A 19,741-nucleotide genomic window follows, 5' to 3' on the forward strand; every position below is an offset into this window, starting at 1 on the left:
CGCACGCAAGGCGGTAGTGCCTAAAAAATAATCACCCCACCGCCGGAGATTGCACCGCCCTGCGCCAGCGCCTAGAGAGGGACGCCGGAGGTCAACACCATGGAAACAGCCGCGGAAACAGCCGCAATCATCGTCGCCGCAGGGCGCGGCACCCGCGCCGGTGGCGGGCTGCCAAAGCAATGGCGCGACATTGCGGCGCGCCCGGTTGCGCGCTGGACGCTCGAGGCCTTTGCCGCCCGCTGCCCGATTGTGCTCGTGGTCCACCCCGACGACCGCGCGCGGGCCGAGTCGGTCTGCGATGGCCTGCCAGTCACATTGGTGAGCGGCGCTGCGGATCGCGCGGGCTCTGTTCGCGCCGGGCTCGAGGCACTGGCCGCCGCCCCGCCGCGCAAGGTGCTGATCCATGATGTCGCCCGGCCCTGCGTCTCGCCGCAGATCATCGACGCCGTGCTGGCCGCGCTCGACAGCGCGCCGGGCGCCGCGCCCGCGCTGCCGGTCACCGATGCGCTCTGGACCGGCGCGGGCGGCGAAGTCACCGGCACGCAGGACCGCAGCGGCCTTTTCCGCGCGCAGACCCCGCAGGGCTTTCACTACACAGCCATCCGCGCCGCCCATGCGGCGCATCCCGGCGGTGCCGCCGATGACGTCGAGGTGGCGCGCGCCGCCGGACTTGCGGTGCGCATCGTTCCCGGCGAAGAGCGCAACCTCAAGATCACCGGCCCCGAAGATTTCGCCCGGGCCGAAACCTATCTGCTGTCCGCCACGGACAGCGCCAAAGACCCCCTCAAGCAGGAGACCGCCATGGATATCCGCCTCGGCAATGGCTACGACGTGCACCGTTTCGGCGAGGGAGACCACGTGGTGCTCTGCGGTGTGAAAGTGCCGCATGGGCGCGGCCTGCAGGGTCATTCCGACGCCGACGTCGGGATGCATGCGGTCACCGATGCGCTTTACGGCGCGCTGGCCGAGGGCGACATCGGCCGTCACTTCCCGCCCAGCGATCCGCAGTGGAAAGGCGCCGCGTCAGAGATTTTCCTGCGCCATGCGGTCGATCTGGCCCGCGCCAAGGGCTACACAATCTCCAACATCGACCTGACGCTGATCTGCGAGCGCCCCAAGATCGGCCCCCATGCCGCCGCCATGATGGCCGAGATGGGCCGGATCATGGATCTCTCGCAGGACCGCGTCTCGGTCAAGGCGACCACCTCCGAACGGCTGGGCTTCACCGGCCGCGAGGAAGGCATCGCCGCCATTGCAACCGCTACGCTGGTGAAGCCATGAGACTGATCGCAACCTTCTTCTACACCGGGCTGATGCGCCCCGCGCCGGGCACCTGGGGCTCGCTTGCCGCTCTGCCCGCCGCCTATCTGCTGCTGGTGCTGGGCGGCTTCTGGCTGCTGCTCGCCGCCACCGTGCTGGCCTTCGTGCTGGGTTATATCGCCACGCAAAAGCTGACCGCAGGCGGCGAGGATGAGGATCCGTCGTGGATCGTCATCGACGAGGTGGTCGGCCAATGGATCGCGCTCTATCCCGTCGCCTATGGCGCGATGATGATGGGCGCAGAGTTCTGGCGGCTCTGGCCGGGCTGGGTCTCGGCGTTTTTCCTGTTCCGCCTGTTCGACATCTGGAAGCCCTCGCTGGTGGGCTGGGCTGACCGTCGCGGCGACGCCATGGGCGTGATGCTCGACGATGTGATCGCCGGGATCTTCGCCGCCATCGTCACCATCATCCTCGCCGGCATCGCGCACGGCTTTCTGATGTGAGGCCTGCCATGACCGAAGATCTGTCCAAAGACATCCTCGCCCGCGCCATGGCCGCCGGCCAGCGCGTCACCACCGCCGAAAGCTGCACCGGCGGCATGGTCGCTGCGGCGATCACCGATATCGCGGGCTCGTCGAACATCTTCGACCGGGGCTTCGTGACCTATTCCAACGCCGCAAAGCAGGACATGCTGGGCGTTCAGGCCACCACGCTCAAAGCGCATGGGGCCGTGTCCGAAGAGGTTGCTGCCGAAATGGCGAAAGGCGCGCGCCGCGCCGCAGAGGCCGATCTGGCGGTGGCGATCTCGGGCATCGCGGGCCCCGGCGGGTCCGGGCATAAGCCCGAGGGCCGCGTCTGCTTTGGCCTTGCCAGCGCGGGCGGTGTCAGCACCGAGACGGTGGAGTTCGGCGCGCTTGGCCGCGCGGGCGTGCGCGCCGCCGCCACGCGCCATGCGCTGCAGTTGCTGCTGGACGCCCTGCCCTGATCGCCGGGCAGCTCAGCCGTAAAGCTCTGCCGCCCGCCGCTCGAAGGCACGCACGATGCGCTGCATCGCCTCGTAGAAGAACATCCCGGCGGCGCTCTGCAGCAGCCGGTTCTTGAACTCGAAATCCACGAAGAAATGCACGTCGACGCCGCCCTCGGGCGCGTCCTCGAAATGCCATTTCGAGATCATGTGCTTGAACGGACCGTCGAGATACTCGGTGTCGATCTTCTTGTCGTCGGGCCAGAGCGTCACACGGCTGCCAAAGCGTTCGCGGAACACTTTGAAGCTGATCACCAGATCGGCCAGCATCACCTCATGATCGCCCATATCGTCGCGCGAACGGATCCGCGCCGCTGCCGTCCAAGGCAGAAACTTCGGATAGTTCGCGACATCCGCCACGAGGTCATACATCTGCTGCGCCGTGTACGGCAGGCGCTTCGTCTCGGAGTGGGTCGGCATGTCGCCCCTTTATCGCGTGACAATGTCCGCACATTTCCTATGCTGCGCGCGGATTTTCAAGGGGAGAACCATGGCAGAGAAGCCATATGTCGTAGACCAGATGATTTCGGCCAAAACCATCGCGGCGCGGATCGAAGATCTGGCACGCGAAATCGAAGTCGAATTTTCCGACACCGAAAAGCTGGTGGTCGTGGGCCTGCTGCGAGGCAGCTTCGTGTTCATCGCCGATCTGGTGCGCGAGCTTGATCTGGCGGTGGAAGTGGATTTCCTCGAAGCCTCCTCTTACGGCGACGGCATGGAATCGAGCCGCGAGGTGCGCATCCTCAAGGACCTGCGCTCGCCGATCGAGGGGCGCGACGTTCTGGTGGTCGAGGATATCGTCGACACCGGCTTTACGCTCAGCCATGTGATCCAGCTGATGCAGAGCCGCAAGCCGCGCAAACTGCGTACCATCGCGCTGCTCGACAAGCCCGCACGGCGCGAGGTGCAGCTGACCGCCGACTGGATCGGTTTTGAGATTCCTGACGAATTTATAGTGGGTTACGGCATCGACTTCGCGCAAAGGAATAGGAACCTTCCGTTCATCGGCAAGGTGCGGTTCCCCGAAGACGGCGACGCGGACACAAGCGGCGCATGAACCAGATGTGGCTCTTACGGATGGCGCGCTGGCTGCGCCATCCACCCTCGCCGAAACGGGTGAAACTGGTGCTTGTGGTGCTCGCCGCCTGTCTTGCGCTTTACGCCGTCGAGCGGTGGATCGGCTGGCCCGACGCATTGACCGCCGAGCGGATGCGGGCGCCCATGCGGGTCAGCCAGTAACAGCGCGCGATAAAGTTACCTAGGGCAAGCTATGTTCTTTCATCAAGAGAGCTTCGCCCAACAAGTCACTATAATTGTAAGAAAAACGCTCATCGCACCCCGCCTCCTTATGCAACCGGTTCGCGGTTGCCCGGCACCTCCCTGGAACCTGACAAGGCTTGATCGCACCCGGTGCTCCGCTACCCTCTGACGCGCAAGTGTTTTGAAGGACAGCCCGCTTTCGGGAGGAAAGGGAGTTTCCAATGAAGACCACGATTGCCGCCCTCGCCGCGCTCGCCACTTTGGGCAGCGCCGCCGCCGCCACCGCGCAGGACCTGCCCGCGCCGGTCAAGGCACGTCAGGGCCAGTTCCGGATCATGGCGATCAATCTCGGCATTCTTGGCGACATGGCCCAAGGCAAGACCGCCTATGACGCCGATGCCGCGCAAAAGGCCGCCGACTCGCTGGTCGGCGTGTCGATGATTGACGAAGCGCCCCTCTTCGCCGAGGGCACCTCGGAGATGGACATCGACGGCACCCGCGCCAAGGCGGAAATCTGGGACAGTTGGGACGATTTCGCCAGCAAGTGGAGCGGCTTCGGTGAGGCTGCCGCCAACATGCAGCAGGTCGCGGCGACTGGTCAGGAGGCGCTTGGCCCAGCGATGGGGCAACTCGGCGGCGCCTGTAAGGCGTGCCACGACACTTACCGCGCGCCCGAGTAAGCCATGCGCCGCCTTCTGGGCTTTTCCGTTCTGGCGGCGCTGGTCGCCGCCGGAGCCCTCTGGCTGATCAGCGCCCCCGACATCCTGCCCGAGAGCGAATTTTCCGGTGACGCCGCCGGTGATCCCGCGCGCGGCGAGAGTATCTTCACCGCCGCGGGCTGCGCCTCGTGCCACCATGCGCCCGAGAGCGAGGACAAGCTCGTTCTGGCGGGCGGCCAGCGTTTCGCGTCAGACTTCGGCACGTTCATCGCGCCGAACATCTCGCCCGACCCGGTGCAGGGCATCGGCGCGTGGTCGCTGCACGACTTTGCCAATGCGCTGCTGCGCGGCGTCTCGCCCGAGGGGCAGCATTATTACCCCGCCTTTCCCTATGGCGCCTACATCCGCATGCAGCCGCAGGACGTGGCGAACCTCTGGAGCTACATCCAATCCCTGCCCGCCTCGCAGGAACCGAGCCAGCCGCATGAGGTGGGCTTTCCCTTCAATATCCGGCGCGGGCTTGGACTGTGGAAGCAGCTTTACCTCGATCCCTCGTGGGTGATGGCCGATGCAGAGACTGAGGAGCTTGCACGCGGGCGCTATCTGGTCGAGGCGCTGGCCCATTGCGGTGAATGCCACACGCCGCGCGATGGCTTTGGCGGGCTGCAGCGCGAGGCTTGGCTGACCGGCGCACCGAACCCCTCTGGCGAGGGCTCGATCCCCGCGCTGACGCCGGACAAGCTGAGCTGGGATGCCGCGTCCATCGCCTATTACCTCGAGACCGGCTTCACCCCCGATTACGACAGCGCTGGCGGCCATATGGTCGCGGTGGTGGAGAATTTCGCCAAGCTGCCCGCCGAAGACCGGGCGGCGGTGGCGGCCTATGTGAAGGCGCTGCCGGAGGTCGGCGCAATGGAGTAAGGCTTTGGCCCTCTTCTGCGGCGCGGCGCCCTGTGTGGGGCACGGCGCCATGCGTATTTGGAAAGAGAAGAAGCGGGGGACGGTGCGCTTTTTTTCCCGGCGTCAGGCGGGGATGAAGCGGTAGCCGTCCTGCGTTTTCTCGGCGCGCCCCATGCCGCCCTGCGACAGGTGAAAGCCGATCAGCAGCATCTGCTCCTGCGCCAGCCGGTCCATCAGCGCGCTGCGGGTCTGCGCGCCGCGGGTCGGGTCCTGATCGGAATTGGCCTCCCAGCCTGGCCGCGCAAAGGCCACGTGATCATTGCCGATGGCATCGCCGATGACCATCGCCGCCTCGCTGCCCGATCTTAGCTCGAAACTCATATGACCCGGTGTGTGGCCCGGCGTCAGCATCGCAGCCACGCCGGGCAGGATTTCCTCGCCGTCGCCGAAGCGTTCAATGCGGTCCTCGATCATCTCCATGCGGCGCCGGGCGCCGACGGCGAAGGCCTGCCGCGCGGTGCCGATGGTGCGCGCGGTCTCGGGGTCCCACCAATAGTCCCATTCCTGCTGCCCCATGAGGTAGCGCGCCTGCGGGAACACCAGATCGTCGAAATCGTCGAGCAGCCCCCAGAGGTGATCCGGGTGGGCGTGGGTGAAGACGATGGCGGTCACCTCGTCCGGCGCCACGCCCGCCGCGTCGAGACTGTCTAAGAGCAAGCCCGCGCTCTCCATGAACGTGGAGCCGGACCCTACATCGAAAAGCACGGTTTGCGTCTCGTCCTGCCAAAGAGTGACATTGCATTCGGGCGTCACCCGCGCCGGGTCGACATGATGCGCCGCGAGGATCTGCGCCAGTTCCTCCTCGGGCATCCCGGCAAAAAGGAAGGACCCCGGCAGCACGAGATTGCCATCGCTCACCGTGGTCAGCCGGGCCGATCCTATGGCGGTTTCGGCGACGAGCCGCTGCGGCAGCAAAGGCGCGAGGCTGGCGGCGGCGGCGCTGCGCAGCAGCTGCCTGCGCGACAGGGCGCCTGACAGCCTATGAGGCGACGTAATGGGGCGGGCTGGTGAGCGGAACATGTGATCTCCTCCAATTCACATATTCGCATTCTATGGTGCGACTGCCCGCCCGTGAAGAGAAGACTTTCATCGGGCCCAAAAGCACAGCGCCCGCAGCTTCTTCTCTTTAAAAATACGCATGTCGCAACGCCTGCCACGGATCGCCGCGCCCGAGGGACGGCCCGCCCGTTCACTCGGCGGGCGCGAATCCGACGATGAGTTGCCGCAGCCCGAAGGCCGCCCCGACGAAGATCGACAGCAGCGCCACCGGCGCGCTGAAGGTCAGCAGGGAGAAGGCGCTGAGCCCCTGCCCAACGCTGCAGCCCGCCGCGAGCACCGCGCCCGGCCCCATCAGTGCCGCGCCGAGGATCTGCCGCTTGAGCTCGCGCGGGTCCTCACAGGCCTCCCAGCGGAAGTGGCCCTTGCGCCATGAGCCGAGGAAAGCGCCGAGCAGCACTCCGGTGACCGAGCCCACGGCAAAGCCCGGCGCTGCCGCCGAGGCGGTCATCAGCCACAGCAGGCTCTCTCCCAAGGGCCGGGCGAAAGAGTGGCTCTCGACGTGCAGCGCGCCAAAGCTTGCGGTGGCCGCCCATTGCGTGCCGAGCCAGCCGGAGGTGATCGCAAGGCCGACCAGCACGCCCCAGCCGATGAACCGTGGCGCGCGGGTCATGCCGCCGCCGCTGAGCGCCGCGGCGATTACTGCGCCGCCGACCAGCCCCCCGGTCAGCAGCGGCGCGCCGGTCAGTTGGAACAGCGCCTGCGGGCCTTCGGGCGGATATTCGGGAAACACCGCGACACGCAGGAAGGCCAGCGGCCCGGAGATGGTGATATAGGCGGTGAGCCCCATCACCACGACAATGACCAGCGAACGCAGATCGCCGCCGCCCAGCCGGGCCAGCGCGCCGTAGCCGCAATTGCCCGAAAGCGCCATGCCGTAGCCGAAGACCAGCCCGCCGATCACCGTCGCGGGCAAGGACCACTGACGAGAGAGAAAGAAGGTTTGCGCAGGATCGATCCAGCCCGCCGCCAGCGCCACATGCGTGCAGAGGATGGCCGTGCCGATGGCCACGCCCCACATGCGCAGGCGCCGACTGTCCGAGGAATAGAGCGCGTCCTCGATCGCGCCGAGGGTGCAGAACCGCCCCAGCCGGGCCGCGAGCCCGAGGACGATCCCCCCAAACAGGCCAGCAAGCGCCGCAATCGCGGCGCCATCACCAAAGTCGAACATGCCGTCCGCCGCTCCCTTCCGACCGGCGGCTGTCGCCCCCGGTCACTCCTCTCGACAGAACAGGTCGTATATGACCTCCATGATCTTCTTCGGCCGATCGTCCGTCAAGGAGTAGTAGATCGTCTTGCCATCCCGGCGCGGCGTGACCAGCCCCTCGAGCCGCAGCCGCGACAGCTGCTGCGACACCGCCGACTGTCGGGCGGAGAGCAGATCTTCGAGCTCGGTCACCGATTTCTCGCCCGAGGCCAGATGACACAGGATCATCATCCGCCCCCCGTGGCTCATCGCCTTGAGAAGGTTCGAGGCCGCTTCGGCCTTTTCCATGAACCGGTCCATTTCCGGCTCGCTCATACCCTCGTCAAACACGGGGAGCGGGGCTGCATTCGACATCGGCGTCATCCGTCTATCGTCGGGGAGGATGGGAGGTCCTCTAGGAGGCGGCCCAGAAGGGCCCAGAAAAAGTCTTCGCCAGGATAGCCTTCGATTCGCCCAGTTTCCATCCCGTCGCGCAGCAAGACGAAGGTCGGGGTGAAGACCACCGGCCGTTTGAGCGCAACGTCATCCGGGATCGCGCGAAACTCGACACGGGCCAGCGGCGCGATCCGAGATTCCTGCGTTTTCGGGTAGATCGGGCCAATCTGCGCCTCCCACGCCTCGCAATAGGCACATCCATCCTGTCGCACCATCATCAGCAGCGTCTCGGCGGAGACGCGCATTGGCAGCAGCAAAAGAGCGAGGATCACGAGATAGCGCATCGAAACCTTTCCAGCATGATTGACGGGCAGCATATCACATACGTAACGTAATATGCGAATATGTACTTTGGGAGGGGTGCAGCCGAATGTTCGATGTCACATTTCTGGGCGCTTTTGTGGCCGGGCTGCTGTCTTTCCTGTCCCCCTGCATCCTGCCGATGGTGCCGTTCTATCTGTCCTATCTCGCCGGACAGGGCGTGCATGTGGTGGCGGAGACCGGAACGGTCCCCGAGGGGCTGCGGCGGCGGGCGATCACCGGCGCGCTGTTCTTTGCGCTGGGGGTGATCACGGTTTTCGTCGGCCTTGGTGCCACGGCCACGCTCTTTGGGCAGCTGGTGCGCGAGTGGTTCGGCGTGCTGCGCTGGATCGCTGCGGGGATTATCATCCTGATGGGGCTGCATTTTCTTGGCGTGCTGAAGATCGGCTTTCTCTACCGTCAGGTGCGGGCCGACGCGCAGAACGCCACCGGGCTCTTCGGAGCTTTCGTGATCGGCCTCGCCTTCGCCTTCGGCTGGACGCCCTGCGTTGGCCCGGTCTTGGCGGCGATTCTGTTCACCGCCGCCGGGCAGGACACCGCCCAGCACGGCGCTCTGCTGCTGCTGACCTATGGCGCCGGGATGACCCTGCCCTTCGTGCTGGCGGCGGCCTTCATCGGGCCGTTCCTGAGTTTCATGGCGCGGTTCCGGCGCCATCTTGGCCGCGTCGAAAAGGCGATGGGCCTGCTGCTGATCCTGTTCGGCGTGCTGATCGCCACAGGCAGCCTCAACCTCATCGCCGCTTGGATGATCGAACATATTCCCTGGTTCACCAGCATCGGCTGAAACGCCGCTGCCCCCGGGGCCCACATCGGCCCGGGACCCACATCGGAAGGAGGAGACCGATGAGACAACCACGACCCCTACCCGCGCTCATGACCGCCACGCTGCTGACCTGCGCCGCCGCCCTGCCCGGCCTCGCCGCCGAACTTGGCGACGACGGGCTGCATAAGGCGCCTTGGATGCATGACACCTTCAAGGATCTGTCCGACGATCTCGCCGAGGCCAATGCCGAGGGCAAGCGGCTGATGATTCTCGTCGAGCAGCGCGGCTGCATCTATTGCACCAAGATGCACGCCGAGGTCTTTCCTCAGCCAGATATCGAGAAGATGCTGAGCGAGGATTACTTCGTCATCCAGATCAACATGTTCGGCGATGTCGAAGTGACCGATTTCGACGGCACCACCCTGCCCGAGAAAGACATGGTGCGGCGCTGGAGCCTGCTGTTCACGCCGACCCTGATGTTCCTGCCCGAAGAGGTCGAAGGCACCCCGGCGAACGAAGCGGCGGTCGCCACCCTGCCCGGCGCATTCTCTGCGGGGACCACCGGCGATCTGCTCACATGGGTGCTGGAGAAAGGCTATGACGGCGACGAGCCCTTCCAGAAATACCACGCCCGGATGATCGAAGAGCGGCGCCCGCAAGCCTCTGACTAGACGCGGAAACTGCGCCGGAGCGAGGCGAACAGTCAGAGGGCAGTCCGGGCGCAATTAGGGCCAACCTCTTGATTTTTCTGCGTTGCGGCGATCGCCATGGCGGGAACGCTTAATCATATCTTAAAATTCACGGCTATGAATTTGTTGTTGCGTATCCCCCACAGTGTGCCGTAGCATTCAACCCATGGAAGGGGAGGAGACATGAAAACCACGGTCGCAATCGCGTCCGTCATCGGGATAGTTGCATCTGCCGCATTGGCAGACCCCACGGCCCCCGCTGACGTGAGTTTCACAGACTACGGCGAAATCGAAAGCTCGCTGACCGGCACCCCCGGAGACCCGGCAAACGGTGCGGTGGTCATGACCACACGGTCGAAGGGCAATTGCGTCGCCTGCCACGAGATCACCGCGCTCAAGGACGCGCCGTTCCACGGCGAGGTCGGCCCGATGCTCGACGGTGTCGGCGGCTACCGCTCCGAGGCGGAGCTGCGCGGCATCGTGGCGAACGCCAAGAAGATGTTCGAGGGCACGGTTATGCCCGCATTCTACAAAAGCAGTGGCTTCATCCGGCCCGGCGACGGCTACACCGGCAAGGCTGCACAAGGTGACCTGCCCCCGATCCTGTCCGCGCAGGAGATCGAGGACGTGGTGGCCTTCCTGATGACCCTGCAGGACAGCTGAGAGAGGAGACAGCATGCAGCTGACACGAAGAGACACTCTGGGCCTTGCCCTCGGCGCGCTGGCGCTGAGCGTTCTGCCCTACCGCGCCAACGCCTCGGTCGACGACATGATCGCCGAGTTCACCGGGGGCGCCGACATGGCCGACAGCGGCATCGATCTCACCGCGCCTGAAATCGCAGAGAACGGCAACACCGTGCCGATCACCGTCGATGCGCCCGGCGCGTCCGAGATCCTCGTGCTGGCGGCCGGCAACCCGACGCCCGCCGTCGCCACCTTCGCATTCGGCCCGCTCGCGGCCTCGCGCATGGCCTCCACCCGCATCCGGCTTGCCGGCACGCAGGATGTGATCGCCATCGCGAAGATGGAGGATGGAAGCTTTGCCCGCGCCGCCAAGACCGTGAAGGTCACCATCGGCGGCTGCGGCGGATAAGGAGGAGCAAGAGCTATGGCATCCGGAGTCAGACCCCGCGTCAAAGTGCCGAAGACCGCATCGGCGGGCGAGGCGATCACCATCAAGGTGCTGATCAGCCACCCGATGGAAAGCGGCCAGCGCAAAGACAGCGACGGCAACATCATCCCGCGCTCGATCATCAATCGCTTCACCTGCGATTTCAACGGCCAGAACGTCATCGACGTGACGATGGAACCGGCGATCTCGACCAACCCGTATTTCGAGTTCGAGGCCACCGTGCCCGAGGCTGGCGAGTTCACCTTCACATGGCTCGACGACGACGGCTCGACCTACACCGAGACCAAGGCGATCGCCATCGAATGACGCGCGTCGGGCGGGCGGTTGAGGAGCCGCGCCGCCCGAAGCCCCACCCGCCCCGCAGGGGATGGGTCAACTGGAGGGAGGAGTATCATGATACGCAAGGCGACCGCGCTGACCGCGCTCGCCCTGCTGGCGGCACCGCTGGTGGTGCAGGCCGGCGGGCCCGATGACGACGAGCTTGTCATCAACGGCGAAATCGAGATCACCACGAAGGCCCCCGCGCCCGAGTTTCTCTCGGAGGCGATGGACGAGGTGATGTCGGGCTGGCACTTCCGCTCGGACGAGACGCAGGCGCTCGAGATGGATGATTTCGACAATCCCGGAATGATCTTCGTCGACGACGCGCGCGAACAATGGGCGATGGTCGAAGGCAGCGAAGGCAAGAGCTGCGCCTCCTGCCACGGCGAGCCCGAGGATATGGCTGGCGTCAAGGCCACCTATCCCAAGTGGAACGACGAGACCGAAGAGGTGCGCACGCTGCAGATGCAGGTCAACGGCTGCCGCACCGAGCGTATGGGCGCCGAGGCGTGGAAATACGACGGCAAGGACGCGATCAATATGGTGGCGCTGCTCTCGGCGGTCTCGCGCGGGATGCCGGTCAACGTGGCTATTGACGGTCCGGTCGAGGCGACGTGGGAGCTTGGCAAAGAGCTCTACTACACGCGCACCGGCCAGCTGGAACTGAGCTGCGCCAACTGCCACGAGCAGAACTACGGCAATTACATCCGCGCCGACCATCTCAGCCAGGGCCAGATCAACGCCTTTCCAGCGTACCGGCTGAAGAACGCGCAGCTCAACGGTGTGCATTCGCGCTTCAAGGGCTGTGTGCGCGACACCCGCGCGGAAACCTATGCCCCCGGCAGCCCCGAGTTCGTGGCCCTCGAGCTTTATGTCGCCTCGCGCGGCAATGGCCTGTCGGTCGAGGGCCCTTCGGTCCGCAACTGATCCCTGCCCCGCGCGACAGGCTCGCGCGGGGCTTCTCGCTTCTAACAAATTCACGCATTCGAATGCGTAAGAGGAAAGCCCGATGATCTCCAGACGCGACTTCCTTCAGGTCTCCATGGCTGCGGCTGCGGCCTATGGGGGCTCCGGCTTTGGCAACTGGGCCCGGCTCGCCGCGCAGCAGCAGCTGACGCAGGACGATCTTCTGGCCATGCCCGCCTTCGGGAATGTCTCGCTGATCCATATCACCGACATCCACGCCCAGCTGAAGCCGATCTACTTCCGCGAGCCCTCGGTGAATATCGGCGTTGGCCCGAACCGCGGCGAGGTGCCCCATCTCACCGGCGCCGACTTCCGCAAGATGTACGGGATCGCGGATGGCTCGCCATCGCATTACGCCCTCTCCTCTGGCGATTTCTCCGCGCTGGCCAAGGCGTATGGCCGCGTCGGTGGCATGGACCGTGTCGCCACGGTGGTGAAGCAGATCCGTTCCGAGCGCCCCGATGCGCTGCTGCTGGATGGCGGCGACACATGGCACGGCAGCTACACCTGCTATCAGACCGCCGGGCAGGACTGCGTCAACGTGATGAACCTGCTCAAGCCCGACGCGATGACCTTCCACTGGGAGTTCACCCTCGGCTCGGAGCGAGTGCGCGAGATCGTCGAGGGGCTGCCCTTCGCCGCGCTTGGCCAGAACATCTTTGACGCCGAGTGGGACGAACCGGCCGAGCTGTTCCAGCCCTATAAGTTCTTCGAGCGCGGCGGGGTGAAGATCGCCGTCATCGGTCAGGCCTTCCCCTATATGCCGATCGCCAACCCCTCGTGGATGTTCCCCGAGTATTCCTTCGGCATCCGCGACGAGCGCATGCAGGAGATGGTCGACGAGGTGCGGGCGGACGGCGCCGAACTGGTGGTGGTGCTGAGCCACAATGGTTTCGACGTCGACAAGAAGATGGCCGAGAAAGTCACCGGCATCGACGTGCTGCTGTCGGGCCATACCCATGACGCGCTGCCCGAACCGGTGCTGGTGGGCGAGACGATCATCATCGCCTCGGGCTCCAACGGCAAATTCGTCTCCCGCGTCGATCTGGATGTGCGCGATGGCCGGATGATGGGGTTCCGTCACAAGCTGATCCCGATCTTCTCGGATGTGATCGCCCCCGACCCCGAGATGACCGCGCTGATCGACGCCCAGCGCGCGCCCTATGCCGACAAGCTCTCGGAGGTGATCGGCCACACCGACACCACGCTCTACCGCCGCGGCAATTTCAACGGCACATGGGACGACCTGATCTGCGACGCGCTGCTCGCCCAGCGCGACGCGCAGATCGCCATGTCGCCCGGCGTGCGCTGGGGGCCGTCGCTGGTGGCGGGCGATCCGATCACCCGCGAAGACATCTGGAACGTCACCTCGATGACCTACCCCGAGGCCTACCGCTCGGAGATGACCGGCGAGTTTCTCAAGGTCATTCTCGAAGACGTGGCCGACAACATCTTCAACCCCGATCCCTATTACCAGCAAGGCGGCGACATGGTCCGCGTCGGCGGGCTTGGCTATCGCATCGACGTCACCGCCCCGGTCGGCGAGCGGGTCTCGGAGATGACGCTGCTGAAGACCGGCGAGGCGATCGACCCGGCGAAGTCCTACGTCGTCGCGGGCTGGGCCAGCGTCAACGAGGGCACCGAGGGCCCGCCGATCTGGGACGTGGTGGAAAGCCATATCCGCAGCCTCGGGCGCGTCACGCTCGACGAGAACAACTCCGTCGACGTGGTGGGTGCCTGATGGCCGGTGCAAAAGACTTCAAGGAGGAGAGAATGAGCGAACCGAAGACCTCGCGCCGCGCCTTCCTGCAGGGGGCCGCCACCGTGGCGGTCACCGCAGGCGCCGCCCGCGCCGCGGATGGCCCCGACCCGCTGATCACAGAGGTGCAACCCTGGGCGCAGGGGTTTGGCGACGGCGTCGATGCCACGCCCTACGGCATGCCGATCCGTTTCGAGGAAGACGTGGTGCGCCGCAACGTGCCATGGCTGACCGCCGATCCGATCAGCTCGATCAACTTCACGCCGATCCACGCGCTCGATGGCACGATCACCCCGCAGGGCTGCGCTTTCGAGCGGCACCACTCCGGCGCGATCGAACTGCGCAAGGAAGATTACCGGCTGATGATCAACGGCCTGGTCGATCAGCCGCTGGTGTTCACCTATGAGGATCTCGAACGCTTCCCGCGCGAGAACCACGTGTATTTCTGCGAATGCGCCGCGAACACCGGTATGGAATGGGCGGGCGCGCAGCTCAATGGCGCGCAGTTCACCCATGGCATGATCCACAACATGGAATACACCGGCGTGCCGCTGCGCACCCTGCTGCAAGAAGCCGGTCTTCCCGCCACGACGGACAAATGGGTCTATGTCGAGGGCGCCGATGCCTCCTCTAACGGCCGCTCGATCCCGATGGAGAAGGCGCTGGATGACGTGCTGGTCGCCTTCAAGGCCAATGGCGAGGCGCTGCGCAAGGAGCATGGCTATCCGGTGCGCCTTGTGGTGCCCGGCTGGGAAGGCAACATGTGGGTGAAATGGCTGCGCCGCATCGAGGTGATGGACGGCCCCGTGGAGAGCCGCGAGGAGACCTCCAAATACACCGACACGCTGGCCGATGGCACCTCGCGCAAATGGACATGGGTGATGGACGCGAAGTCTGTCATCACCTCGCCCAGCCCGCAGGCCCCCATCAAGCACGGTCATGGCCCCTTGGTGATCACCGGCCTTGCATGGTCCGGTCACGGCAAGATCACCCGCGTCGACGTGTCTACCGATGGCGGCAAGAACTGGCAGACCGCCCGCCTCGCCCGCGAGGGGGAGAACAAGGCGCTCACCCGCTTCTACCTCGACACCGAGTGGAGCGGCGAGGAGATGTTCCTGCAATCCCGCGCGATGGATGAGACGGGCTATGTGCAGCCCACCAAGACGCAGTTGCGCGACGTCCGGGGCGAGAACTCCGTCTACCACAACAATTGCATTCAGACTTGGTGGGTGAAGCCCACGGGGGAGGCCGAGAATGTCGAAGTCTCTTAAGCTTTACGGCAGCGTTTTTGGCGGGATCGCGGTCACCCTGACCTTTGCGATCAACATGGCCGACCGTTTCGTGGCCGACATGCCGGAAAGCCCGCGCCACACCATTCCGCTGGCCAAGGCCCCCGAGCCCTCGGGCACGCTGGTCGCCGCCGCCCATGCGGATGAGGCCCCTAAGGAGGCCAAGCTCGGCATTGGGCGCCCGGCCCTGCCCGAGGAAGTTGCCGCATGGAACCTCGACGTCTCGCCCGATGGCACTGGCCTGCCGCCCGGCAGCGGCTCGGTCGAAGATGGCGAGATGCTGTTCTCCGACAATTGCGCCTCCTGCCACGGTGAGTTTGCCGAAGGCTCGGGCAACTGGCCCAAGCTGGCGGGCGGCGAGGACACGCTCGCCAACAAGGACCCGGTGAAGACCGTGGGCAGCTACTGGCCCTATCTGTCAACCGTCTGGGACTATGTGCACCGCTCTATGCCCTTCGGCAACGCGCAGTCGCTGGCTCCCGATGAGGTCTATGCGATCACCGCCTATATCCTCTATTCGAACTACCTCGTCGAAGATGACTTCGTGCTCTCGGATGAGAACTTCTCGGAAGTGGTGCTGCCCAATACGGACGGCTTCATCATCGACGACCGTGCCGAGACGGAATACCCGCAGTGGCGGACCGAGCCTTGCATGTCGGACTGCAAGGAGAGCGTCGAGATCACCATGCAGGCCACGGTGCTCGACGTGACCCCCGACAAGGGCGCGGATGAAGAGGCCTCGGCCACCGGAGACGCCCCGAAGGAGGAAGCCGCCGAAGAGGTCCAGATGGCCGCCGCGGAGACCTCTGCCGAGGCAGAGAGCCCCGCCGCCGAACCCGCGCCTGCCGCAGCCGCTCCCGATCCGGAGCTTGTCGCCGCGGGCGAGAAGATCTTCCGCAAGTGCCAAGCCTGTCACGCGGTCGGAGAGGATGCCAAGAACAAGTCCGGCCCGGTGCTGAACGGCGTCGTTGGTGCCACCGTCGGCCATGTCGAGGACTTCCGCTATTCGAAGACCTTCGAGGCGGCGCATGAGGCGGGCGACAAATGGACCCATGATCGCCTGACCGAGTTCCTCACCAAGCCGCGCGACGCGATGAAAGGCACCAAGATGTCCTTCGCCGGGTTGCGCAAGCAGGAAGAGATCGACGCGGTGATCGCCTATCTGTCGACCTTCAGCCAGTGACCAATGACCGGCCCGCGTATGGCGTGGGTCGGTTTTCCCGGCTTCCATACCTCTGCGGCCAAGATAATGGCCCAAGCACAAGTCATGGTAAGCTGGATCAGCCCCATTCCGCCGGGAGGAGCCGAGCAAGGCAGCGGGGCAAACCAAGGGAGGAAACCATGCTGAAAACTCTGGCCATACTTGCGGCGAGCGCCCTGCCCCTGCCCCTGCCCGCGCTGGCGCAGGAGATCGTCACCCATGAGTTCGACGGCAGCTTCGAGGACGCCACCTTCGCGCTCGAGAATGCCATCATCGGTGAAGGGCTGGTGGTCGATCACGTCAGCCATGTGGGCGAGATGCTGGCACGCACCGCCGAGGACGTCGGTTCTGACGTCCAACTCTTCGACGGCGCCGACGTGTACCTGTTTTGTTCCGCAACCACCTCGCGCGAGGTGATGGAGGCGGACCCGGCGAACATCGCCTTCTGCCCCTATGCAATCTACGCCGCCGCGCGCGACGGCCGTACCACCATCGGGTATCGCAGCTATGGCCGCGAGAGCATGACGCCGGTCAACGATCTGCTCGAACGCATCGCCACCACGGCCACGGAGTTCTGAGCATGTATGAGGCCCTGTTTCGCGACCACCTCAACCGGCTGAAAGAGGACGGCAACTACCGCCATTTCGCCGAGCTTGAACGCCATCGCGGCGACTTTCCCGCCGCAACCCATCATGGCGAGGGGCGCGAAGTCACCGTCTGGTGCTCGAACGACTATCTCGGCATGGGCCAGCACCCCGCGGTGCTGGACGCGATGCACGGCGCGCTCGACGCCTGCGGTGCCGGGGCCGGTGGCACCCGCAATATCTCTGGCACCACGCATGCGCATGTCTTGCTGGAGGCCGAACTTGCCGATCTGCACGGCAAGGATGCGGCGCTGCTGTTCACCTCGGGCTATGTGTCGAACTGGGCGGCACTCGGAACGCTGGGGGCGCGCATCCCCGATCTGGTGATCCTGTCGGACGCGCTCAACCACGCCTCGATGATCGAAGGCATCCGCCACTCCAAGGCGCAGCGGATCATCTGGAAGCACAATGACCTCGAAGACCTCGAGCGCCACCTCGCCGCGCTGCCCCTCGAGCAACCCAAGCTGATCGCCTTCGAGAGCGTCTATTCCATGGATGGCGACATCGCCCCCATCGCCGCGATCTGCGACCTTGCCGAGCGCTACAACGCGATGACCTATCTCGACGAGGTGCATGCGGTCGGCCTCTACGGGCCGCGCGGCGGCGGCGTGGCCGAGCGCGAAGGGCTGATGGACCGCATCGACGTGATCCAAGGTACGCTCGGCAAGGCTTATGGCGTGATGGGCGGATATATCGCCGCCTCCGCCGCCACCTGCGATTTCATCCGCAGCTTTGCCTCGGGGTTCATCTTCACCACCGCGCTGCCGCCCGCTGTGGCCGCAGGCGCGCGCGCCGCCGTGGCGCATCTCAAGACCTCGACCGCCGAGCGCAAGGCGCAGCGCGCCGCCGTGGCGCAGGTCCGGGCCGCGCTTGACCGGATCGGCATTCCGCATCTGCAGAACCCCAGCCACATCATCCCGGTGATGGTCGGCTGCCCGCAGAAATGCCGCTACATCTCGGACCGGCTGCTGCAGGAGCATGGCATCTACATCCAGCCGATCAACTATCCCACCGTGCCGCGCGGCACCGAGCGCCTGCGCATCACCCCCTCGCCGGTGCATGACGCGGCGCAGATCGCCCATCTCACCGAGGCGCTGGAGGCGCTCTGGACCGAATGCCAGCTGGCCCGCCGGCCCATGGCGGCGCAATAGATCGGCGCGATTTTCGCACTCTGGCGTCCCGCGCCCCCTTAACACGGGGGCGCGGATCGCCTATCTGCCCCGCATGAGCAAAACTCTTCATATCGTGGGCGGCGGCATGGCCGGGTCCGAGGCCGCCTGGCAGGCGGCGCGGCTGGGTGTCGACGTGGTCATTCACGAGATGCGGCCGAAGGTGGAAACCTTCGCCCATCGCACCGGCAATCTGGCCGAGATGGTCTGTTCCAACTCCTTCCGCTCGGATGACGACGAGCAGAACGCCGTCGGCCTTCTGCATTGGGAGATGCGGCAGGCGGGCTCGCTGATCATGCAAAGCGCCGATGAGCATCGGCTGCCTGCTGGCGGCGCGCTGGCGGTGGACCGCGACCCGTTCTCGGAAACGGTGACCGCCAAGCTGCGCGCTCTGCCCAACGTCTCGGTCAGCGACGAAGAGATCACCGAACTGCCCGATGACGGCCATTGGATCTTTGCCACCGGCCCGCTGACCTCTGGCGCGCTCGGCAAGGCGCTGCAGGCCGAGACCGGCAGCGAAGCGCTGGCCTTTTTCGACGCCATCGCCCCCATCGTCTATTTCGACACGATCGACATGGACACGGCGTGGCTGCAGAGCCGCTACGACAAGGGCGAGACCGAAGAAGAGCAAAAGGCCTATATCAACTGCCCGATGACCAAAGAGCAGTATGAGGGCTTCATCGACGCGCTGCTGGCCGCCGAAAAGACCGAGTTCCACGAGGGCGAGACAGCCGGCTACTTCGACGGCTGCCTGCCGATCGAGGTGATGGCCGAGCGCGGACGCGAGACGCTGCGCCACGGGCCGATGAAGCCGGTCGGCCTGACCAATCCCCATAATCCCGAGGAAAAGGCCTATGCCGTGGTGCAACTGCGCCGCGACAATGCGCTTGGCACGCTCTACAACATCGTCGGCTTCCAGACGAAAATGAAATACGGCGCGCAGACCGAGGTCTTCCGCCGCATTCCGGGGCTGCAGAACGCCAGCTTTGCGCGTCTGGGGGGCATCCACCGCAACACCTTCCTCAACTCGCCGACGCTGCTGGACGCGCAGATGCGCTTCAAGAGCCGTCCGAACCTGCGTTTCGCCGGGCAGATCACCGGCGTCGAAGGCTATGTGGAAAGCGCCTCGATGGGGCTCGTCGCAGGCCGCATGGCCGCCGCCGAGATCCTCGGCCAGCCGGTCGCCGATGTGCCGCAGGACAGCGCCCATGGCGCGCTGATCCACCACATCACCGGCGGCGCCGAAGCCAAGACCTTCCAGCCGATGAACGTGAACTTCGGCCTGTTCCGCCCGCTCGAAGGGCTGCGCGGTGGCCGCCGTGGCCGCAAGGACCGCTACAAGGCCTATACCGACCGCGCCAAGGGCGTCTGGCAGGACTGGCTCGCCGCGCAGGAGGTGCCCGCATGAACTATGTGCTCGCCTTGCTGCTGCCGCCGCTGTCGATCCTGCTGACCGGGCGTCCGATCCTGTCGATCGTGGTCTTTCTGGTCTGGGTGCCGGCGATCATCTTCTCGGGCGGGTTGACGCATCCGATGTTCATCCTGCTGGCATGGGTGCTGATCTATCAGTCCGGCGAGGAACGCCGCACCCGCCGCATCGAAAAGGCCTATCGCCGCGAGGATTGA

Annotated in this window: 25 protein-coding genes; 20 read left to right on the forward strand and 5 right to left on the reverse strand. The window is 65.4% G+C overall.

Translation table 11 applies throughout. From position 1 onward, the window contains the following. The first annotated feature begins 99 nt into the window (after positions 1-99). The 3 genes from AYJ57_RS01860 to AYJ57_RS01870 are packed head-to-tail and all read left to right on the forward strand — an operon-like array spanning position 100 to position 2,245. Complete coding sequence (locus AYJ57_RS01860) at positions 100-1,281, forward strand: bifunctional 2-C-methyl-D-erythritol 4-phosphate cytidylyltransferase/2-C-methyl-D-erythritol 2,4-cyclodiphosphate synthase (protein ID WP_066100397.1); 1,182 nt, start codon at positions 100-102, stop codon at positions 1,279-1,281. Beyond that, entirely contained in the window at positions 1,278-1,763 is a 486-nt protein-coding gene (locus tag AYJ57_RS01865) for a phosphatidylglycerophosphatase A family protein (protein WP_066100400.1), read from the forward strand. Before AYJ57_RS01860 ends, AYJ57_RS01865 begins: the two co-directional genes overlap by 4 nt. Before the next feature lie 8 nt (positions 1,764-1,771). Then, positions 1,772-2,245: a CinA family protein gene (locus AYJ57_RS01870; protein WP_066100403.1), complete on the forward strand. Its 474-nt coding sequence runs from the start codon at positions 1,772-1,774 to the stop codon at positions 2,243-2,245. Between the two features lie 12 nt (positions 2,246-2,257). Here AYJ57_RS01870 and AYJ57_RS01875 read toward each other — a convergent pair whose 3' ends face one another. Continuing rightward, entirely contained in the window at positions 2,258-2,704 is a 447-nt protein-coding gene (locus tag AYJ57_RS01875) for a type II toxin-antitoxin system RatA family toxin (RefSeq protein ID WP_066100406.1), read from the reverse strand. A gap of 70 nt (positions 2,705-2,774) precedes the next feature. Here AYJ57_RS01875 and hpt point away from each other — a divergent pair, with 70 nt between their 5' ends. The 4 genes from hpt to AYJ57_RS01895 all read left to right on the forward strand — a co-directional run bounded on the left by hpt (position 2,775) and on the right by AYJ57_RS01895 (position 5,124). Beyond that, positions 2,775-3,341, forward strand: a complete 567-nt coding sequence (gene hpt / locus AYJ57_RS01880) for a hypoxanthine phosphoribosyltransferase (protein ID WP_066100409.1) — start codon at positions 2,775-2,777, stop codon at positions 3,339-3,341. Continuing rightward, on the forward strand, positions 3,338-3,523 hold the full coding sequence (locus tag AYJ57_RS01885; RefSeq protein ID WP_066100411.1) for a hypothetical protein: 186 nt from the start codon (positions 3,338-3,340) through the stop codon (positions 3,521-3,523). The genes hpt and AYJ57_RS01885 overlap by 4 nt, the downstream gene beginning before the upstream one ends. 242 nt (positions 3,524-3,765) lie before the next feature. Then, positions 3,766-4,224: a c-type cytochrome gene (locus AYJ57_RS01890; protein ID WP_066100414.1), complete on the forward strand. Its 459-nt coding sequence runs from the start codon at positions 3,766-3,768 to the stop codon at positions 4,222-4,224. Positions 4,225-4,227: 3 nt separating this feature from the next. Further along, positions 4,228-5,124, forward strand: a complete 897-nt coding sequence (locus AYJ57_RS01895; protein WP_066100416.1) for a c-type cytochrome — start codon at positions 4,228-4,230, stop codon at positions 5,122-5,124. Positions 5,125-5,226: 102 nt separating this feature from the next. Here AYJ57_RS01895 and AYJ57_RS01900 read toward each other — a convergent pair whose 3' ends face one another. The 4 genes from AYJ57_RS01900 to AYJ57_RS01915 all read right to left on the reverse strand — a co-directional run bounded on the left by AYJ57_RS01900 (position 5,227) and on the right by AYJ57_RS01915 (position 8,178). Then, positions 5,227-6,183 (reverse strand): MBL fold metallo-hydrolase, encoded by a 957-nt coding sequence (locus tag AYJ57_RS01900; RefSeq protein WP_083191119.1) that lies wholly within the window; start codon positions 6,181-6,183, stop codon positions 5,227-5,229. Between the two features lie 169 nt (positions 6,184-6,352). Next, positions 6,353-7,390 (reverse strand): YeeE/YedE family protein, encoded by a 1,038-nt coding sequence (locus AYJ57_RS01905; RefSeq protein ID WP_066100419.1) that lies wholly within the window; start codon positions 7,388-7,390, stop codon positions 6,353-6,355. A 42-nt stretch (positions 7,391-7,432) separates the two neighbouring features. Beyond that, positions 7,433-7,780 (reverse strand): ArsR/SmtB family transcription factor, encoded by a 348-nt coding sequence (locus tag AYJ57_RS01910; protein ID WP_066100422.1) that lies wholly within the window; start codon positions 7,778-7,780, stop codon positions 7,433-7,435. A gap of 5 nt (positions 7,781-7,785) precedes the next feature. Continuing rightward, positions 7,786-8,178, reverse strand: coding sequence for a hypothetical protein (locus AYJ57_RS01915; protein ID WP_237220181.1), 393 nt, complete (start codon positions 8,176-8,178; stop codon positions 7,786-7,788). 53 nt (positions 8,179-8,231) lie between these two features. On the opposite strand from AYJ57_RS01915, the gene AYJ57_RS01920 reads away from it, so the two are divergent. The 13 genes from AYJ57_RS01920 (at position 8,232) to AYJ57_RS01980 (ending at position 19,741) form a co-directional block, all read left to right on the forward strand. After that, positions 8,232-8,966 carry a cytochrome c biogenesis CcdA family protein gene (locus AYJ57_RS01920; protein WP_066100428.1) on the forward strand — a complete coding sequence of 245 codons (735 nt, stop codon included), beginning with the start codon at positions 8,232-8,234 and terminating at the stop codon, positions 8,964-8,966. A gap of 59 nt (positions 8,967-9,025) precedes the next feature. Beyond that, on the forward strand, positions 9,026-9,616 hold the full coding sequence (locus AYJ57_RS01925; protein WP_442974589.1) for a thioredoxin family protein: 591 nt from the start codon (positions 9,026-9,028) through the stop codon (positions 9,614-9,616). Positions 9,617-9,817: 201 nt separating this feature from the next. Then, the gene (soxX, locus tag AYJ57_RS01930) at positions 9,818-10,297 is read left to right on the forward strand and encodes a sulfur oxidation c-type cytochrome SoxX (RefSeq protein WP_066100435.1); all 480 of its coding nucleotides are present in this window, start codon (positions 9,818-9,820) and stop codon (positions 10,295-10,297) included. Positions 10,298-10,310: 13 nt separating this feature from the next. After that, on the forward strand, positions 10,311-10,727 hold the full coding sequence (gene soxY, locus AYJ57_RS01935) for a thiosulfate oxidation carrier protein SoxY (protein WP_066100438.1): 417 nt from the start codon (positions 10,311-10,313) through the stop codon (positions 10,725-10,727). Between the two features lie 15 nt (positions 10,728-10,742). Further along, positions 10,743-11,072: a thiosulfate oxidation carrier complex protein SoxZ gene (gene soxZ / locus AYJ57_RS01940; RefSeq protein ID WP_066100441.1), complete on the forward strand. Its 330-nt coding sequence runs from the start codon at positions 10,743-10,745 to the stop codon at positions 11,070-11,072. Positions 11,073-11,159: 87 nt separating this feature from the next. After that, positions 11,160-12,014 carry a sulfur oxidation c-type cytochrome SoxA gene (gene soxA, locus AYJ57_RS01945; protein ID WP_157373901.1) on the forward strand — a complete coding sequence of 285 codons (855 nt, stop codon included), beginning with the start codon at positions 11,160-11,162 and terminating at the stop codon, positions 12,012-12,014. Positions 12,015-12,096: 82 nt separating this feature from the next. Then, entirely contained in the window at positions 12,097-13,794 is a 1,698-nt protein-coding gene (gene soxB / locus AYJ57_RS01950; RefSeq protein ID WP_066100444.1) for a thiosulfohydrolase SoxB, read from the forward strand. Between the two features lie 32 nt (positions 13,795-13,826). Further along, a complete protein-coding gene (gene soxC / locus AYJ57_RS01955) occupies positions 13,827-15,083 on the forward strand; it encodes a sulfite dehydrogenase (RefSeq protein ID WP_066100447.1) in 1,257 nt (418 codons plus the stop codon). Next, positions 15,067-16,284 carry a c-type cytochrome gene (locus AYJ57_RS01960; protein WP_066100450.1) on the forward strand — a complete coding sequence of 406 codons (1,218 nt, stop codon included), beginning with the start codon at positions 15,067-15,069 and terminating at the stop codon, positions 16,282-16,284. Before soxC ends, AYJ57_RS01960 begins: the two co-directional genes overlap by 17 nt. Positions 16,285-16,442: 158 nt before the next feature. Further along, positions 16,443-16,880 (forward strand): DUF302 domain-containing protein, encoded by a 438-nt coding sequence (locus AYJ57_RS01965; RefSeq protein ID WP_157373903.1) that lies wholly within the window; start codon positions 16,443-16,445, stop codon positions 16,878-16,880. A gap of 2 nt (positions 16,881-16,882) precedes the next feature. Beyond that, complete coding sequence (gene hemA / locus AYJ57_RS01970) at positions 16,883-18,097, forward strand: 5-aminolevulinate synthase (RefSeq protein WP_066100453.1); 1,215 nt, start codon at positions 16,883-16,885, stop codon at positions 18,095-18,097. A gap of 73 nt (positions 18,098-18,170) precedes the next feature. After that, positions 18,171-19,523, forward strand: a complete 1,353-nt coding sequence (trmFO, locus tag AYJ57_RS01975; protein WP_066100456.1) for a methylenetetrahydrofolate--tRNA-(uracil(54)-C(5))-methyltransferase (FADH(2)-oxidizing) TrmFO — start codon at positions 18,171-18,173, stop codon at positions 19,521-19,523. Further along, entirely contained in the window at positions 19,520-19,741 is a 222-nt protein-coding gene (locus AYJ57_RS01980; protein ID WP_066100458.1) for a hypothetical protein, read from the forward strand. The genes trmFO and AYJ57_RS01980 overlap by 4 nt, the downstream gene beginning before the upstream one ends.

This window comes from Salipiger sp. CCB-MM3 (assembly GCF_001687105.1).
In the GTDB taxonomy this organism is placed as follows: Bacteria; Pseudomonadota; Alphaproteobacteria; order Rhodobacterales; family Rhodobacteraceae; genus Salipiger.

Excerpts from the sequence above, each read along its gene's own strand:
- AYJ57_RS01910 (WP_066100422.1), bottom strand. The coding sequence starts at position 7,780 with ATGTCGAATGCAGCCCCGCTCCCCGTGTTTGACGAGGGTATGAGCGAG.
- soxA (WP_157373901.1), top strand. The coding sequence starts at position 11,160 with ATGATACGCAAGGCGACCGCGCTGACCGCGCTCGCCCTGCTGGCGGCA.
- hpt (WP_066100409.1), top strand. The coding sequence starts at position 2,775 with ATGGCAGAGAAGCCATATGTCGTAGACCAGATGATTTCGGCCAAAACC.
- AYJ57_RS01980 (WP_066100458.1), top strand. The coding sequence starts at position 19,520 with ATGAACTATGTGCTCGCCTTGCTGCTGCCGCCGCTGTCGATCCTGCTG.
- AYJ57_RS01925 (WP_442974589.1), top strand. The coding sequence starts at position 9,026 with ATGAGACAACCACGACCCCTACCCGCGCTCATGACCGCCACGCTGCTG.
- AYJ57_RS01900 (WP_083191119.1), bottom strand. The coding sequence starts at position 6,183 with ATGTTCCGCTCACCAGCCCGCCCCATTACGTCGCCTCATAGGCTGTCA.
- AYJ57_RS01915 (WP_237220181.1), bottom strand. The coding sequence starts at position 8,178 with ATGCTGCCCGTCAATCATGCTGGAAAGGTTTCGATGCGCTATCTCGTG.
- AYJ57_RS01860 (WP_066100397.1), top strand. The coding sequence starts at position 100 with ATGGAAACAGCCGCGGAAACAGCCGCAATCATCGTCGCCGCAGGGCGC.
- AYJ57_RS01905 (WP_066100419.1), bottom strand. The coding sequence starts at position 7,390 with ATGTTCGACTTTGGTGATGGCGCCGCGATTGCGGCGCTTGCTGGCCTG.
- AYJ57_RS01875 (WP_066100406.1), bottom strand. The coding sequence starts at position 2,704 with ATGCCGACCCACTCCGAGACGAAGCGCCTGCCGTACACGGCGCAGCAG.
- soxZ (WP_066100441.1), top strand. The coding sequence starts at position 10,743 with ATGGCATCCGGAGTCAGACCCCGCGTCAAAGTGCCGAAGACCGCATCG.
- trmFO (WP_066100456.1), top strand. The coding sequence starts at position 18,171 with ATGAGCAAAACTCTTCATATCGTGGGCGGCGGCATGGCCGGGTCCGAG.
- soxC (WP_066100447.1), top strand. The coding sequence starts at position 13,827 with ATGAGCGAACCGAAGACCTCGCGCCGCGCCTTCCTGCAGGGGGCCGCC.
- soxB (WP_066100444.1), top strand. The coding sequence starts at position 12,097 with ATGATCTCCAGACGCGACTTCCTTCAGGTCTCCATGGCTGCGGCTGCG.
- AYJ57_RS01885 (WP_066100411.1), top strand. The coding sequence starts at position 3,338 with ATGAACCAGATGTGGCTCTTACGGATGGCGCGCTGGCTGCGCCATCCA.
- AYJ57_RS01960 (WP_066100450.1), top strand. The coding sequence starts at position 15,067 with ATGTCGAAGTCTCTTAAGCTTTACGGCAGCGTTTTTGGCGGGATCGCG.
- AYJ57_RS01865 (WP_066100400.1), top strand. The coding sequence starts at position 1,278 with ATGAGACTGATCGCAACCTTCTTCTACACCGGGCTGATGCGCCCCGCG.
- AYJ57_RS01870 (WP_066100403.1), top strand. The coding sequence starts at position 1,772 with ATGACCGAAGATCTGTCCAAAGACATCCTCGCCCGCGCCATGGCCGCC.
- hemA (WP_066100453.1), top strand. The coding sequence starts at position 16,883 with ATGTATGAGGCCCTGTTTCGCGACCACCTCAACCGGCTGAAAGAGGAC.
- AYJ57_RS01890 (WP_066100414.1), top strand. The coding sequence starts at position 3,766 with ATGAAGACCACGATTGCCGCCCTCGCCGCGCTCGCCACTTTGGGCAGC.
- AYJ57_RS01920 (WP_066100428.1), top strand. The coding sequence starts at position 8,232 with ATGTTCGATGTCACATTTCTGGGCGCTTTTGTGGCCGGGCTGCTGTCT.
- AYJ57_RS01895 (WP_066100416.1), top strand. The coding sequence starts at position 4,228 with ATGCGCCGCCTTCTGGGCTTTTCCGTTCTGGCGGCGCTGGTCGCCGCC.
- AYJ57_RS01965 (WP_157373903.1), top strand. The coding sequence starts at position 16,443 with ATGCTGAAAACTCTGGCCATACTTGCGGCGAGCGCCCTGCCCCTGCCC.
- soxX (WP_066100435.1), top strand. The coding sequence starts at position 9,818 with ATGAAAACCACGGTCGCAATCGCGTCCGTCATCGGGATAGTTGCATCT.
- soxY (WP_066100438.1), top strand. The coding sequence starts at position 10,311 with ATGCAGCTGACACGAAGAGACACTCTGGGCCTTGCCCTCGGCGCGCTG.